Raw genomic sequence first — 15146 nt, forward strand, 5'->3', positions numbered from 1 at the left:
GAGGAAGCAACCTATGAAAACTGAAAAGAGAAGAGAGTTTGTTATCCACTTTATGTATTTTATGATCTTATTTTTAATGGCTTTTGCGGTGATAAAGTATGGTATGTCCATGCTTTCCCCGTTCGTGGCAGCCTTTTTGATTGCATGGGTTCTGAAGGGCCCCATTGGATTTGTGTCAAAAAGGTTACGTCTGAACTGGAGGATAGCCGCTGTTCTGGTGGTGCTGTTATTTTACAGCACCATCGGGTTTTTGATTTTTCTGCTGGGCGTCAAGGCATTTTCTGCGGCAAAGGAGCTTACCGGCAGCCTGCCGGATATTTACGCATATTATGTGGAGCCTGCCTTAATCAGTCTTTTTGACAGCTTTGAGCAGTCGGTTTTCCGGGTGGACGGCGCGCTTCTGTCTGCCTTCATGGAGCTGGAGGCCCAGTTTGTCCAGTCGGCGGGGCAGATGGTTTCAAGCCTGTCTATGGACGCCATGGGATATATCTCCGGAATTGCCTCGTCCTTGCCCGGCATATTTATTGAAATGCTGCTCATGATTATATCTACCTTTTTTATCGCTTTGGATTACCACCGGCTGACCGGTTTCTGCCTGATGCAGCTTGACGGAAAGGCGAAGGATATATTTCTCCAGATTAAAGAATATGTGGTGGGCACCTTACTTGTGTGTATCCGTTCCTACGCACTCATTATGACGATTACGTTTGTGGAGCTGGCGGTAGGGCTGACTGTCATAGGGGTGGAGAACTCTGTTCTGATCGCGTTCCTGATTGCGCTTTTTGATATTCTTCCGGTATTGGGAACGGGAGGTATCATGATACCGTGGACCATTCTTACAGCCCTCCAGGGAGATTACGCGTTGGCGCTGGGACTTTTGCTGGTTTATCTGTTTGTTACGGTGGTCCGCAATATTTTAGAGCCGAAGATTGTAGGCGGTCAGATTGGGGTCCACCCGGTTGTGACTCTGGCGGGTATGTTCGTGGGCGCCCAGTTGTTTGGCGTCCTGGGACTGTTCGGTTTTCCAATCGGGCTTTCGCTGCTGCGTCATTTAAACGAAAGCGGGGCAATAAAAGTATTTAGGATGGCGGAGGAAAAAGGATGAGTGTGAGTATGGTTTTTGGCTTACTGGGCGGTCTGGCGCTGTTTTTATACGGTATGCAGATGATGAGCGTCAATCTGGAAGCAGCAGCCGGCAGCCGTATGAAGCATATTCTGGAGCGCCTTACCGCAAACCGTTTTCTCGGGGTATGCGTGGGCGCCGGTATCACGGCGGTGATCCAGTCCTCTTCCGCCACAACGGTTATGGTGGTGGGCTTTGTCAATTCCGGGCTTATGACTTTAAAGCAGGCGGTCTGGATTATCATGGGAGCAAATATCGGAACCACTGTCACGGGGCAGCTGATTGCCCTGGATATCGGTGAACTGGCTCCTTTTATTACCTTTGTCGGCGTGGCGCTGATCCTGTTTGTAAAGAGAAAACACGTCCAGTTTGCCGGGGGTATCATAGCCGGTCTGGGAATCCTGTTTATCGGCATGGGCATGATGGGGGAGGCTATGGTTCCTCTGCGGGAATCGGAGGTCTTTGTCAATCTCATGACAAGATTCTCGAATCCGCTTCTGGGCATTTTGGCCGGCGCTGCATTTACAGCCATCATTCAGTCCTCGTCGGCTTCTGTGGGTATCCTGCAGGCTTTGGCTGTCAGCGGCCTGATTGGTCTGGACAGCGCGGTGTTTGTGCTGTTCGGGCAGAATATCGGAACCTGCATTACGGCGGCGCTTGCTTCCATTGGAGCGAGCCGTGACGCAAAAAGGGCCACGCTGATCCATCTGTTGTTTAATGTAATCGGGACGGCTGTATTTACGGCTGTCTGTATCATATGGCCGCTTACAGGTCTGGTGGGAGACTTAACCCCGGCTAATCCGGCGGCACAGATTGCAAACATGCACACGCTGTTTAATATTGTGACAACGCTTCTTCTGCTGCCCTTTGGATCGCAGCTTGCCTGTCTGGCGGGCAGGCTTCTGCCGGATAAGGCTATGGGAAAGGCGGAGGAGGAACGCTGGTTCGAGGATCTGCTGGAGTCAGAGCATGTGCTGGGGGTATCGGTAATTGCCAGAAAACAGTTGAAGGAGGACATCGGGCGAATGCTTTCCCTGGCTGCGGAAAACGTGGATAAGGGCTTTCTGGCATTCGGGGACAGGGACGAGACGGAATTGAAAAAAATTCTGGAGCGGGAGGAGGAAATTGACCTGCTGAACGCACGGCTGTCGCGGAAAATCTCAAAGGTTCTCCAGGCAGAGCACTCTCCGGACGAGGTGGAAGCCCTGCGCCACATGTTCACGGTTATCGGCAACATAGAGCGTATCGGGGATCACGCAAAGAATCTGGCGGGCTATGCCAAAAATATGATGGACCGGAAGCTGGAGCTGTCGGAGCAGGCGTCAGGCGAGCTGTGGGAAATGAGACAGTCCTGCAGGTGCGCCCTGCGGCTGCTCTGCAACGCGGATTATATCGCTTCCGGCTATCTGGCGGAGGAGGCTGCTCTGGTGGAGCAGGAGATTGATGATAAGGCGGCTTTGTACCGGTTGAACCAGATGGAGCGTATGGGCGTGGGAACCTGCCATGTTGAGACTTCCATTCTGTATTCGGAAATTCTGACGGATTTTGAAAGGATTGGCGATCACGTATTAAATATTGCACGCGCCTGGGCCGGTCTGGAGGAGACGGACCGGCTCCCTGTAAGTGAAAAGGAGAAATTATGAAACCTGGAAGAAAAAGTCTGGCGGCAATGCTGTTGCTGCTGGTTATAAGTGCTGCTGTTGTATGGTTTGGGATGGGGGACGAGATGAAGGGCGCCAGGGATATGAGGTTTGGCATTGATATCCGCGGCGGCGTGGAGGCTGTTTTTGAGCCGGTAGGCTTAGACCGCGCCCCTACGGAGGCAGAGGTCACAGCGGCCCGCAACATCATGGAATCCAGGCTGGACGACAGAAACATTCTGGACCGGGAGGTGACGGCTGACACGGACCGGGGCTATGTGATTGTGCGTTTTCCCTGGAAGTCAGGGGAAACGCAGTTTAACCCGGAAGTGGCAATCGCAGAACTGGGAGAAATGGCTAATCTGACCTTCCGTGATGAGGCGGGAACGATCATGCTGGAGGGAAAGGACGTTTCCACCAGCAGCCCGGTGGAAAGCGGCGGGAACGGACCGAGACAGTATGCGGTGGAGCTGCATTTTACGGAGGAAGGCGCAGAGAAGTTTGCGGATGCCACAGGAAAGCTGACCGGTCAGCGTATGGGGATTTTTATGGACGACACCATCATCTCCAACCCGGTGGTAAAGGACCGGATTACAGGCGGAAACGCTATTATTGACGGAATGGAAAGCTATGAGCAGGCGAAGGAGCTGTCGGATAAAATCAATGCAGGCGCTCTTCCCTACTCCATGGCAACGCGGAATTTCAGCACAATCAGCCCTTCCCTGGGAGCCTCGGCTCTGGATATCATGGTGGCGGCAGGGATTGGGGCATTTGTTCTGATCTGTGTCTTTATGGTGGTGAAATACCGGTTGCCGGGCTTTGTGGCCTGCCTTGGTCTGGCGTTCCAGACCTGCCTGCAGCTTTTGGCGATATCGGTTCCCCAGTATACACTGACGCTGCCTGGTATCGCGGGCATTATCCTGTCTTTGGGAATGGCGGTGGACGCAAATGTGATCATCAATGAAAGGATTGGAGAGGAACTAAGGGACGGCGCTTCCTTAAAGGACGCGGTTCTTGCCGGATATAAGCGGGCATACAGCTCCGTAATGGACGGAAATATCACCAGCGCCATTGTGGCGGCGATCCTGATGCTTTTTGGTTCCGGTCCGATGCTCAGCTTCGGTTATACACTGCTGGCCGGAATCATCATCAATGTGGTAATTGGTGTGTATTATTCAAAAGTGATTCTGCTGTCCTTTGTGAAGGAAGGCCGTTTTTCCGCTGCCGGGTGGTTCCGTTATAAGAAGGAGCAGAGAATTTACCAGTTCATGAAATATAAGAAGGTCTGGCTGTCCATATCTGCCGCGGCCCTGTTTGTCGGCTTTCTGGGCCTTGCCAGAAATGGCGTAAGCCTGGACACCCAGTTTACCGGGGGAACGACTCTGAACTATGAAATCCGGGAGGTAACGGACTCAGAACGACTGGCGGCTTCCCTGGGAGAAGAGCTGGGGCGGAACGTGAGCGTCCGGTTTACAAGGGAGGACGGCCAAGGCAGGCAGTCCATGGTGGTGACCTTTTCCGGAAAGGAAGGAATCAGCCCCCAGGAGCAGAGACAGGCCACGGATTTGATTCACAGGGAATATGGGGAGCTGGAAGCGGCGCTGTCGGAAACGTATTCTGTCCAGCCCTATATCGGGCAGCAGGCGTTAAACCGCTCTATGATAGCCATGGGGCTTGCCGCGGTATTGATAACCCTGTATGTATGGATACGGTTCTCGATTCTGTCCGGGCTTTCGGCCGGGCTGGCGGCCATGGCGGCGCTGGTTCATGATGTGCTGATTGTTTTTGCCGTGTTCCTGGTATTTTCGATTCCTCTGAATGACGCATTTGTGGCGGTGGTGCTTACGATAATCGGATATTCCATCAACGACACCATTGTTATTTATGACCGGATACGGGAAAATATGAGGAAGGGGGAAGGAAAGGAAGTATACCGGTTAGTGGATATGAGTGTATCCCAGAGCCTGTCCCGGTCGGTCTATACGTCCGTGACAACCGTAATCGGCGTGCTGATTCTGGTGGCAGTGTCCTGGTATTACCAGATACCTTCCATCTTTGAATTTTCTCTTCCCATGCTGTTTGGAATTATCAGCGGCTGTTTCTCTTCGGTGTGCATTGCCAGTATCCTGTGGGCCTTATGGGTGAAGAAGCGGGAAGCGTGGCAGACAGAGACGGCGGAGCCTGACGGAATCTGATTTCAGAACACCTTTTTGTGTTCTGGTACTTTAGAAAGGAGTGTTAGTTTGAAAAGAAGCCGCCTGTGGTTTTTATATCCGGTTACCGGATTGTTTATGATTGCATTTTCTCTGTGGATGGGGACATGGTATGCGGCCGTTTCCCTTCTTTTAACCGTCGCCATGGGGATTATGCTGTTGGATAACCGGTTTTCAAAAAAGAGAGACAGATTGCTTGCCCCCGCCATAAAACTGATTCACAGCTTAGAGTCCGATGATGAGACCAGAAGCTGTTTTGAAGAGGGAAAGGCGTACTATCTTGCGATGGAAAGAAGAAGCATCATAGATACCATCCTGGGCCTTTTGTTTATATGGGCATCGGTGTTATGGGCTTATGAACGCCTGCTGCGTCCGGACGGGGGCGCCGGAGTCGGGGCTGTGGTTGGTTTCTTAATCGCGTTAATCCTGTTTTTGGTATTCAATTTCCTTTTCAGGGTCTGTTGGCAGCGGGTATTGCTGCACCCATTAATCCGGGATATCAGGCCCGTCAGCGCATCGGTGGCCTGTCTGCTGGAAGGAATCTACGGTCTTTCCATTACGCGGAAGCGTACAGTGTTCATGCACAATGCAGCCGTGGGCCTGTATCGGAGCGGCCGCAGTGAAGAGGCGCTGGTATTGTGCCGGCTTGCCCGTAAGATGGCAGGAAAGCATATAGGCGGCCTGTTTCTGTATTTATACAGTAATACAGTCGCTGTCTGTTTCAGGCGTCTTGGAGAGGAAGCGGCAGCGGAACGGGAAGAATTGCGGAAAGAGCTTATTCTTGAGGAGAATCCGCTACTTTTGAAGAATCGTGATATTCAGTGGAACCTACAAGCCGGCAGATTTCGCTGTATGCTGAAAGAAGGGCGCCTTACCGATGCGGAAGAAACAGGGGAAGATTATCTTTACAGCTGTAACGATGATTACCACCGCTTACCGGTGCTTGAGTTGATGGCAGAGGTGAAGGAAAAGCTTGGAAAAACAGAAGAAGCTTCTGATATCCGAAAGAAACTTCTTACCTTCAGTCCTGAAAACAGGGAGGTCCAGAATGCGATGGCTTATGGGCCTTGTACCTATTCATGTGAAAAGCTGGCGGTGAGGGATTGGACCGCCAGCGCTTTCCGGGTCATATACGCTGTTGTTATAGCCATCTCACTGTTTATGACAGCGGCAAAAATATCGGGTGCAGAACAACTATCAGATGTACCCCAAACAGCTCCTTCTGAAATAACCGGACCTATGGAAAGAACGCCGGAAGCAACGCAGGCTCCGCGTCCTACGGCCGTTCCGGCGCCAGAGGATACAGAAGCACCGTTTATAAAAGACGATTCCGGAAAAACCATAGCTGAATTTACTATCCTGTACCCGGAGGCCTGGAACGGATTATATGTGGAGAAGCAGTTGGAGGGCGGAGGAATTTTAATCTGCCAGAAAAAATCCTATGATCTGAACGGAGACGGGGCATTATTTTCTATTACTATTTTTGAAGATGGGGCTTATGTCAATGAGCCGGATTATGAAATTCTGGGTTATGACGGGTCCGATGTCTACGTTATGAAAAAGCCTACCGATGTAACATTTTATTGGGAGAATGAACAGATTCGGCATGAATATATTAATATGCAGGAGGATTTGAGCGTGATTAAAAGCAGCTTTCGTATCCTCTTCGACTCTGCTGAATATGATGGCAATGAATACATTTTTCCTAATAGCAGCGCAGCGGCCCTGCAGGAATCAGACCTGTTAAACCTGTCTGCAAAACAACTCCGGATTGCAAAAAATGAGATTTACGCGCGGCATGGGCGGCTGTTTGCGGATGCGGAGCTGCAAAGCTATTTTAATGGCTGCAGCTGGTACAGGGGGAGGATTGAGCCTGACGAATTTGAGGAAGGGCTGTTAAGCGAGCAGGAAAAAGCCAATATCAGTATGATTCAGAGCCGGCAGTAAAAGGCTGGTTAAGTATTAAATCTTTGTTAAGAATCTTTGCTGCCTGTTGACAGAATATGCCCCTCCCAATATAATGCCATCATAACCCTAAAATGGATTGTTTTTGAAAGGAAATTACGGAACATATGGACGACGCCGATAGCGACGCTGCCCCTAAACGATATATTAAGAATGAAACAGGAATAAGCTCAAGAACAGGAAAGACATAACCTGCGCTCATAAAAAGGCGCGGGCTATGTCTTTTTGTGTTCTGACTTAGATAAATCAAAGGGTTTTTGAGAAGAAAGGAGTTGTAAATTTTGACAATCATAGAGGTCGTGGAGCTATTAAAAGCGGTTATCTTCGGATTCATGCAGGGGGTCACGGAATGGCTTCCTGTCAGTAGCACGGGACATATGATTTTGCTGAACGAGTTTCTGCCGCTATATCAGTCGGAGGAGTTTTTGGAACTGTTTTTCGTGGTGATACAGTTTGGCTCCATTCTGGCGGTTCCGCTTCTGTTTTGGAAGCGCATGGTTCCCTGTGCTGTCCGCGGCGGCTTTCGCCTGAAACCGGATATTCTTCTTTTGTGGGGAAAGATAACCGTGGCCTGTATTCCAGCCGGTGTGGCGGCGCTTTTATGGAATGATGAGATAAACGATCTGTTTTACCACCCCCATGTGGTGGTTATCATGCTGATCGTTGTGGGCGTTCTGTTTCTTGTGGTTGAGACACGGAAAAGGGAGCCGTCTGTTCATACCGTGGCGGAGCTAACCTGGAGGGCTGCCTGGTGGATTGGCTGCTTCCAGATGATTGCCGCCATATTTCCAGGGACCTCCCGCTCCGGCGCAACAATCATCGGAGCGCTCATGATAGGCGTGTCGCGGACCGTGGCTGCGGAATTCACCTTTATCATGGCGTTTCCTGTCATGCTGGGTGCAAGTCTTTTTAAGTTAGTCCAGTTTGGCTGGGAATGGACCTGGGTGGAGGCGGTTATCCTGGTGACTGGAATGATTGCTGCATTTCTGGTGTCCCTGCTGGTAATACAGGGTCTGATGAATTTTATTAAGGGGCACAGCTTTAAAATTTTCGGGTGGTATCGGATTGGGCTGGGGATTGTAATGGCACTGTATATTCTTGTTTAAGCAAAGGAGGATTTAAACGATTGAAGGGTTCTGTTTTATCTGTCATGCTGAAGGGTGTCTGCGTGGGCAGTACCATGATGGTTCCAGGCGTCAGCGGAGGTTCGATGGCAATGCTTCTGGGAATTTATGACAGGCTGATATATTCTGTAAATTCCATTCGCAGCGGGAAGAGCCTGCTGCTGTTAGGTACATTTTCCATCGGTGGCTTCATTGGTATCCTGCTGTTTTCCCAGCCGCTGCTGTCCCTGCTGGAGCGCTACCCAATGCTGATGCTTTACTTTTTTATGGGCGCCGTGGGAGGTGGAATCCCGCTGATGCTTAAAAAGGCGGAGGTCCGGAGGTTTTCCATGCCGGTTCTGATCTGGCCGGCCGTTGGTATGCTGCTGGTATGGATCTTATCTTTACTTCCGGAAGCTCCTGTTCAGGCTGGGCTGGAAATGGGGTTAAAGGAAACTGTGTTTCTTATAATTACCGGTATTGCCGCCGCAGTGGCTTTAGTTCTTCCCGGAATCAGTGTCTCCTATCTGCTGCTGGTGTTTGGGATTTATGATGGAATGATTCTGGCGCTTCACGGGTTCCATCTGCCTGTATTGGCTCCGTTCGGGATTGGGCTGCTTCTGGGTATTTTTCTTTCCACAAAAACACTGGAGCACGCAATGAAACATTACCCCAGGCCCACGTACCTTATGATTTTTGGCTTTATACTGGCTTCCCTGGCAGAGATATTTCCGGGAGTGCCCGAAGCCAATCAGATGCTTCTGTGCTGTGTGCTGGCAGGAGCAGGCTTCTTTGCCGTCCGGTCGCTTTCCGGGCTGGAGGACACGGCCTAGATAGGAATGATTATGAAATTATTTTTGAGTATGAATATGGCGCTGCTGGCAGTAAGTATCGGATTTACCCTATATGTATTGAAAAAATATGGGGAGGCCGGCTGGAAGGATATCATAAGTCGTGCGATTCTTCCTCCCTTTCTTTTGGGCGTGGAAATCGCGGTATTATCTGCCATTGAGTATACTTTTATTATGCAGGACGGCAAAGGCCCTTTTTTAGGGATTAATCCTTTTATGTTTTTATTTTTTTCTTCCGTGACTTACCTGTTGGCAATGGCTTATTACGTCCGTGAATATGGCAGGGATGTACTTGATTCTAAAAATGGTGGAGGAGCTTTAGACGATTATGGAGATAAAGACTGATGATAAAGTGAAGAAGGGAGTAAATGTGAATCGGGCAACTGCTGCTTATTTTACAAAGATAGCTGCATTTCTTGAATTTTTTGTGGCCGCAATTCTTCTGGTCGTCATACTGGCCGGGGCAATTCTTCTGGCGGTTAATCTGACAGGCGATTTGATACATAATCCGCAGCTGGTGGACTTGAATCAGGTCCTGGGGGACGCTTTAGCTCTGGTTGTAGGGATTGAGTTTATTAAAATGCTGGTAAAGCACGCGCCGGAAGCCGTGGTTGAAGTGCTGCTGTTCGCCATTGCCAGGGAGATGGTGGTTACACACGCCGGATCGGCTGAAACCCTTATGGGGGTAATTGCAGTGGGGATCATTTTCCTGATCCGCCATTATCTCTGCCCTCCAAAGCCTGCACGGGGGGAAGGCGGCCAGGCAGAGTGACAGGCGTGGAATTACAAGATTATGGTTATTGGAATTGAAAGGGGGTGCCAGAATGGGAAAAATTGTTATTATCACGCTTGATGAAGCAGAGGAGCATGTCTTAAATAAGATATTGGACAGCATTGAGGCCGAAAAAATTCAGTTCGTGGATATTTCGCCCACTCCGGTTCTATCCCTCACAAATCTGTCCCTCTATCCTCATGAATGTAAGGTAGAGGTCAACGGCCAGGAACTGACCTTGGGACCTCGCCAATTTGCGCTTCTGTATCTTCTGGCCCGCAATGTGGGGCGGATTTTTACAAAAGAACAGATTTACTATCAGGTGTGGAATGAGTCCACGGCTATTAACGTTGATGAAACAATCCGCTATCATGTCAGTGAAATCAGGAAAAAGCTGGAACAGACCTATGGCTATGATTGTATCGAGACAGTCTGGGGAATCGGATATCGGTTTAAACATAATAAAAATGACGAATAAGTTTCTGTGGTCTGTTGAAAAAGACGTAATCCAAGCGTAAAGGATAAGTATAAAATGAAAAGGAGATGTTTTTATGTTATTAGCAATCGACCACGGAAATAAACAGATTAAGACAATTCACTGCCCGCCGTTTGTATCCGGGCTGCAGCAAAGTATCACAAAGCCCTTTGGGGAAAATATCATTCAATGTAATGGGACCTATTATGCTCTTTCCAATCAACGGATTCCCTACCGGAAGGATAAAACGGAGGACGACCGGTTTTTCCACCTGACCCTGTTTGGCGCTGCCAATGAAATTGAGGCTATGAAGTGCTATACGGAGGAGGTGATACGCATTCAGCTTGCGGTAGGGCTTCCGCCGGCCCATTTCGGCGCTCAAAATAAGAGCTTTATCAGATACTTTAAGGACCGGGATGTGATTAAGTTTTCTTATCATGGAAAGCCTCATTCCATTTATATTGAAGATGTGGCCTGCTTCCCCCAGGCATATGCGGCCGCTGTTACCATGATGGAATCCCTGATTGACAGCCCGAAGGCTTTGGTTTTGGACATTGGCGGATTTACTGCTGACTATCTGTTAATGAAATATGGACAGGCAGATCTTTCCACATGCGATTCCCTGGAAAACGGCGTAATTCTGCTGTACAATAGGATTCGCTCAAAAATAAATGCTGAACTGGATTTACTTCTGGAAGAGAGCGATATTGACGCCATACTGAAAGGGCAAACGGATGGATATACAGAGAAGGCGGTTCGGATTGTTGAATATCAGGCGCAGGAATTTATCAATGATTTGTTCAGCACCCTGCGGGAGCGTATGATTGATTTGCGGTCCGGTACTGTTGTATTTGTCGGGGGTGGAGCTATTTTGCTTCGCAGACAGATTGAGGCGTCAGGAAAAATAGGCCGGCTCATATTTGTGGACGAAATTAATGCTAATGCAAAAGGATATGAATTTTTGTATCAGCTTGAAATGGCAGGCAGGTGATTCCTATGGCGGCTAAAAAGGACAGGGAACGCTTTACAATTAAGTTTAATGAAAATGATCCCTCACACAGAAAGGTCATTGAAATTCTGGAGAGTCAGGGCGCGCATAGTAAGGCTCCTTTTATCGTCAATGCGATCCTGCACTATATCCACTGCCCTGAAACTCCGGACATTCCTGTTTCATGGCTGATGGATAAAGGGTCTATTGAGGAAATGGTACGGGGGATTTTGAAGGAGCAGACGTCAGACGTAGCAAAGCCGAAGCCCGAGATAAGGGCGCAGCCGGCAGTTAAGCTACAGTCTTCTGCAAATATGCAGCCTGCGGCAGCTACACAGGTCACAGGAGAGATAAAGCCTGAAGCAGAAAGACAGCCTATGGAGAATATGCAGCCTGTAACTGACATGGGACAGAGAACGGAAGAAACGTTGGCAACAGCTTTTCACGAGAAGCAAGCGGCTCCGTCAGACAAAAAGACGGAGGAAAATCCGGCGCGTGCCTTGATTATGAATACATTGTCGGCATTTCGCAATAACTGAAAAGGAGACATGGGAGGTTTAATTCTCCTGTGTCTCCTTTTCCTTCACCGCTGCCACAAAACTCTCAATAATAGTTTCCAAATGCCTGTACTGAATTGGCGTCAGTTCAGATACCTTTGGGGAGAGAAGCAGTTGATCGTCCCCTGTTACCTTGCCCAACAGCAGGTAATCTGTGCTGACTTCAAGGGCGGTAGAAATTTTGATAATTGTATCGGGCCTCATGGCCTTTTGCCCCAGCTCGGCAGTGGAAACAGTCTGCGGTGTAATGCCTGCCAGCTCCGCCAGCCTTTCCTGCGTCATATGAAGCTGCTTGCGCCTGTCATGAATACGCTTGCCCATCTCTTTTAAAAGGTCGTCCATTTATCTTTCCTCCATGCCATAGTTATATTTTATCGTCTATGACATGGTAAAATAAGCGGCCATAGTTGATTTTTAGCGTCCATAGCATGTATAATACAAATAACATTAAATACAAAAAAGGAGGAAGCAGATGGATATACTCGCATGTACAATTATTGGGCATAAGCCCACCAGATTTAAGTTTAAATACAAAGAAAATTATTCCTTATGCAAAAAAATAAAGAGTGCCATGACTGGACAGTTTCAAATTCTTTATGCAATGGGGGTGCGCCGTTTCTATATCAGCGGCTCTCTGGGAGTCGGTATGTGGGCCGGTGAACTGCTTCTCCGCTTAAAAGAGCAGAAGGGATATGGAGAGCTGGAGCTTTGGATTATTTTGCCCTGTGCAGGCTATGACGCTAAATGGGATGAACGGAGCCGAAAGCGCATGGAATTTCTGAAAAAGCATAGTACGGAATATATAACGATAGGAGGTGCAAAGGATAGAGACGATTTTTTCCGGCGTAATTGTTATATGGTAAATCAGACGCAGCACATGGTAGCTGTTTATGACGGAAATCTTGCGGTGAGATCCATTACGGGTCAAACCGTAAAATATGCTATGGGAAGAGGGGTGAAAATTGTATTTATTCATCCGGACACGGCGAATACTCTCTGAAGCGTTTCGGCCGGTTATTTTTTCAATCCTTTTATAATGGCTTTCACATTTCCTAAGTGCTCATGATCCAAAGCTTTTATATCGTCAAACATCTCTTTATACTCTGTGGGATAGCTATTATCACTGTCGAAAAATTCGGCTGGTGTAACACCTAAATATTCGCAGATATAGAAAAAGACCTGCATGGACGGAAAGCCGTTTCTATTTTCCAGCGCATTAATATAACCCGCGCTTTGCCCAATGGACAAGCTCATATCCCGCGCAGATACCCCTTTTTCGGAACGTAGTTTTTCCAACCGTTGATAAAACAAGTTTTCATACATACCAAATCACCTCTGTATATGATTTTACCCCATAGATGACCGCAATATGTCTGGTTAAATCGGATACTCAACTTCAAGTGTCCGATTGTGACAGATATAATTGTAAAAATAACTTATTTAATCAGATAGGAGCTCTTATGAAGAAGATATTTACCTGTTATTGGACAAGAAAAGTTGGCATATTATTTTTCGTTGTTGTTTTGCTTATGATGGCCGGTATGGTCGGAGTGGGTCTGCTGAACGCGCAGAAAGGGTCAAAGCCCGAGCAGCAGGAGCAGGAACATCCAGAGCAAAAGCAATCAGTGCAAAAGCAAGTATCTGTAGCTGAAGCGGAGGAACTGCCGCGTTTTAAGTCAGATACAGCGCCAGAGGATTGCCTGATATGTAATGGGGGAAAAGAAACACTGTTTACCTGGTATTTTGGGCAGGAAAATGTGGGTTTTATCAGCCTGAATACCTTTAGGCTGTCATGTGTGGAGATTAACCGGTATGATGATCATAAAAAACTGATTGAAGAGCCTGTAAAAGGGTCCTCATCTCATATAATGAGTACTGGTAACGATGGCTTTATGTCATACGTCTCGGAAGATCCGAACAGAGGCTACGCCCATGCATCTCTTACTTTTAATAATGATGAGGTTCTGGATCTGAAAAAGGCCGGTAAATTTCTATGTACGGACTGCCTGAATCGTGTCATGAGCAAGAGCTGGAGCGACGAGCCATATGGAATTGGGGTGATTGACTTCAAGACAAAGGATATTCGGCTGCTGGAGCCGGACATCACGGCATTTATTTTCAACGACTATTATGTTTCCTGTGATTTGCGTGAAAAGAGGGGAGAGGATTCCAGTGCAGAGATGGATTTATTGATTTTTTATTGCCCGGAGAGGTATAAGAAGTAGGTGGTGAGAGAGCATTAAAATTCAAAAGCGTCCCCTTTGATTACTGCTGGGGACGCTTTTAATATCGTTATTTTTGTTCTCCTGTATAAGAGTCAAATACCATCTGTTCTACAACTTCCTGGGAGTCATATACTATTTTGGAAAACAAAATTTCCTTTTGTTCAGCGTCATATCTTTGTTCATACAAATAGCGAACGCCATTTTCAACCTGCTCCACGGTTCCAAACCAGAAGGGCGCATAGGCTAATGGGCCTTTTCCGTATTTACGGGCTTCGTCAATTTTATTGGATACCTCTGTTGATATTCCAACCTCGCTGGGGATTGTATGTGGAAAATCGCTGTAATCACCGATTTCAGCTTCTCTCTCAATGGTTTTTAAATATGCCATGGCATAGGATTGCTCCTGCCGCTTTAACTCTTTCAGATCCTCTTCCCGTATAGCGATACATCGCTTCCAAAGCTCTTCTGGGAACATGGAACGGATTGAATCGCCATAGAGGCCGCCGTCCAGTGGTTCTTCATAATTCTCCAGTTTCCAGACGCCATTATCTTCGTCACGTATCTGGATGACTGCAGGTATTCCGCCGCTTCCGCCATTTTTAACAAAATTCCCATCCTGAAACTGATAGGCCCCATACATGGTGAGTGCATATACCGTAACAATTTCCCCATCCTGAACCGTATCCATAATAATATGGCCCTCGCCGTAAGCTTCATTATTAGCCGGGAATTTATCTTTGTTATGTTCCAGAATTGCTCCTGTGACTACCTCGTCCAGAGTTTGCGTGGTGGGCGCCGGGGTGGATTTTGGGACCGTTTCTGGAATTGTGGGGGAAACCGTGCGGGTTTCTTCAATGCTGGATTCGGAGGGTAAGGCAGTGTTCTTTGCAGATGGCTCATCTAATCCTCCTGCGCAGCCGGTTATAACCAGCATCAGGATTAAGAGAGACACAAAATATATAATAATCATTTTTTCTTTTTTGATTTTTTCCAACACTCCATTCATAAGCCAGACTTCCGTTGGTTTTTTCGCATTTTCCATAAAACGCTAACAAGCTCAATGCAAAATGCCACAATAAAAATGACTATTTCGGCCCGCCAGGAAATAGGAAAAGCATAATCAAAGATTAACCAGGATAAAATGTAAAGCAAAAACATCGAAATATAAAGAAAGATGACCCGAACGAATGATTGTAACAAAATTTTCTTCATAGGATTGTTCCTCCCGCAGGCA

General features: G+C 47.9%; 16 protein-coding genes. 13 read left to right on the plus strand and 3 right to left on the minus strand.

What is annotated here, in order from left to right; translation table 11 throughout:
- Positions 1–13: 13 nt before the first annotated feature.
- From ytvI to H8S80_RS31465, 11 genes are all read left to right on the plus strand, one after another.
- On the plus strand, positions 14–1105 hold the full coding sequence (gene ytvI / locus H8S80_RS31415; protein ID WP_055650238.1) for a sporulation integral membrane protein YtvI: 1092 nt from the start codon (positions 14–16) through the stop codon (positions 1103–1105).
- Positions 1102–2766: a Na/Pi cotransporter family protein gene (locus tag H8S80_RS31420; RefSeq protein ID WP_055650237.1), complete on the plus strand. Its 1665-nt coding sequence runs from the start codon at positions 1102–1104 to the stop codon at positions 2764–2766. Before ytvI ends, H8S80_RS31420 begins: the two co-directional genes overlap by 4 nt.
- Positions 2763–4958, plus strand: a complete 2196-nt coding sequence (locus H8S80_RS31425) for a protein translocase subunit SecDF (protein ID WP_055650236.1) — start codon at positions 2763–2765, stop codon at positions 4956–4958. The genes H8S80_RS31420 and H8S80_RS31425 overlap by 4 nt, the downstream gene beginning before the upstream one ends.
- A 48-nt stretch (positions 4959–5006) precedes the next feature.
- Complete coding sequence (locus tag H8S80_RS31430; RefSeq protein ID WP_055650235.1) at positions 5007–6923, plus strand: YARHG domain-containing protein; 1917 nt, start codon at positions 5007–5009, stop codon at positions 6921–6923.
- A gap of 299 nt (positions 6924–7222) precedes the next feature.
- Positions 7223–8047, plus strand: a complete 825-nt coding sequence (locus tag H8S80_RS31435; protein WP_207729913.1) for an undecaprenyl-diphosphate phosphatase — start codon at positions 7223–7225, stop codon at positions 8045–8047.
- Positions 8048–8067: 20 nt separating this feature from the next.
- Positions 8068–8877 carry a DUF368 domain-containing protein gene (locus H8S80_RS31440; protein ID WP_055650234.1) on the plus strand — a complete coding sequence of 270 codons (810 nt, stop codon included), beginning with the start codon at positions 8068–8070 and terminating at the stop codon, positions 8875–8877.
- A gap of 12 nt (positions 8878–8889) precedes the next feature.
- Complete coding sequence (locus H8S80_RS31445; protein ID WP_147335891.1) at positions 8890–9240, plus strand: hypothetical protein; 351 nt, start codon at positions 8890–8892, stop codon at positions 9238–9240.
- Positions 9224–9667 carry a phosphate-starvation-inducible PsiE family protein gene (locus H8S80_RS31450; RefSeq protein ID WP_207729914.1) on the plus strand — a complete coding sequence of 148 codons (444 nt, stop codon included), beginning with the start codon at positions 9224–9226 and terminating at the stop codon, positions 9665–9667. Before H8S80_RS31445 ends, H8S80_RS31450 begins: the two co-directional genes overlap by 17 nt.
- Before the next feature lie 52 nt (positions 9668–9719).
- The gene (locus H8S80_RS31455) at positions 9720–10145 is read left to right on the plus strand and encodes a winged helix-turn-helix domain-containing protein (protein WP_055650232.1); all 426 of its coding nucleotides are present in this window, start codon (positions 9720–9722) and stop codon (positions 10143–10145) included.
- Positions 10146–10218: 73 nt separating this feature from the next.
- On the plus strand, positions 10219–11133 hold the full coding sequence (locus H8S80_RS31460) for a ParM/StbA family protein (RefSeq protein WP_055650231.1): 915 nt from the start codon (positions 10219–10221) through the stop codon (positions 11131–11133).
- A 5-nt stretch (positions 11134–11138) separates the two neighbouring features.
- Complete coding sequence (locus H8S80_RS31465; protein WP_055650230.1) at positions 11139–11669, plus strand: hypothetical protein; 531 nt, start codon at positions 11139–11141, stop codon at positions 11667–11669.
- 18 nt (positions 11670–11687) lie between these two features.
- Here H8S80_RS31465 and H8S80_RS31470 read toward each other — a convergent pair whose 3' ends face one another.
- Complete coding sequence (locus H8S80_RS31470) at positions 11688–12029, minus strand: helix-turn-helix domain-containing protein (RefSeq protein WP_055650229.1); 342 nt, start codon at positions 12027–12029, stop codon at positions 11688–11690.
- A gap of 130 nt (positions 12030–12159) precedes the next feature.
- On the opposite strand from H8S80_RS31470, the gene H8S80_RS31475 reads away from it, so the two are divergent.
- On the plus strand, positions 12160–12687 hold the full coding sequence (locus tag H8S80_RS31475; RefSeq protein WP_055650228.1) for an SLOG family protein: 528 nt from the start codon (positions 12160–12162) through the stop codon (positions 12685–12687).
- Positions 12688–12701: 14 nt separating this feature from the next.
- Here H8S80_RS31475 and H8S80_RS31480 read toward each other — a convergent pair whose 3' ends face one another.
- Positions 12702–13010 carry a helix-turn-helix domain-containing protein gene (locus H8S80_RS31480; protein WP_055650227.1) on the minus strand — a complete coding sequence of 103 codons (309 nt, stop codon included), beginning with the start codon at positions 13008–13010 and terminating at the stop codon, positions 12702–12704.
- Positions 13011–13147: 137 nt separating this feature from the next.
- On the opposite strand from H8S80_RS31480, the gene H8S80_RS31485 reads away from it, so the two are divergent.
- On the plus strand, positions 13148–13912 hold the full coding sequence (locus H8S80_RS31485; protein WP_055650226.1) for a hypothetical protein: 765 nt from the start codon (positions 13148–13150) through the stop codon (positions 13910–13912).
- A 67-nt stretch (positions 13913–13979) separates the two neighbouring features.
- Here the strand turns inward: H8S80_RS31485 and H8S80_RS31490 are convergent, their stop codons facing one another.
- On the minus strand, positions 13980–14918 hold the full coding sequence (locus H8S80_RS31490) for a hypothetical protein (RefSeq protein WP_055650225.1): 939 nt from the start codon (positions 14916–14918) through the stop codon (positions 13980–13982).
- Between the last annotated feature and the right edge of the window lie 228 nt (positions 14919–15146).

Source organism: Hungatella sp. L36 (assembly GCF_014288035.1).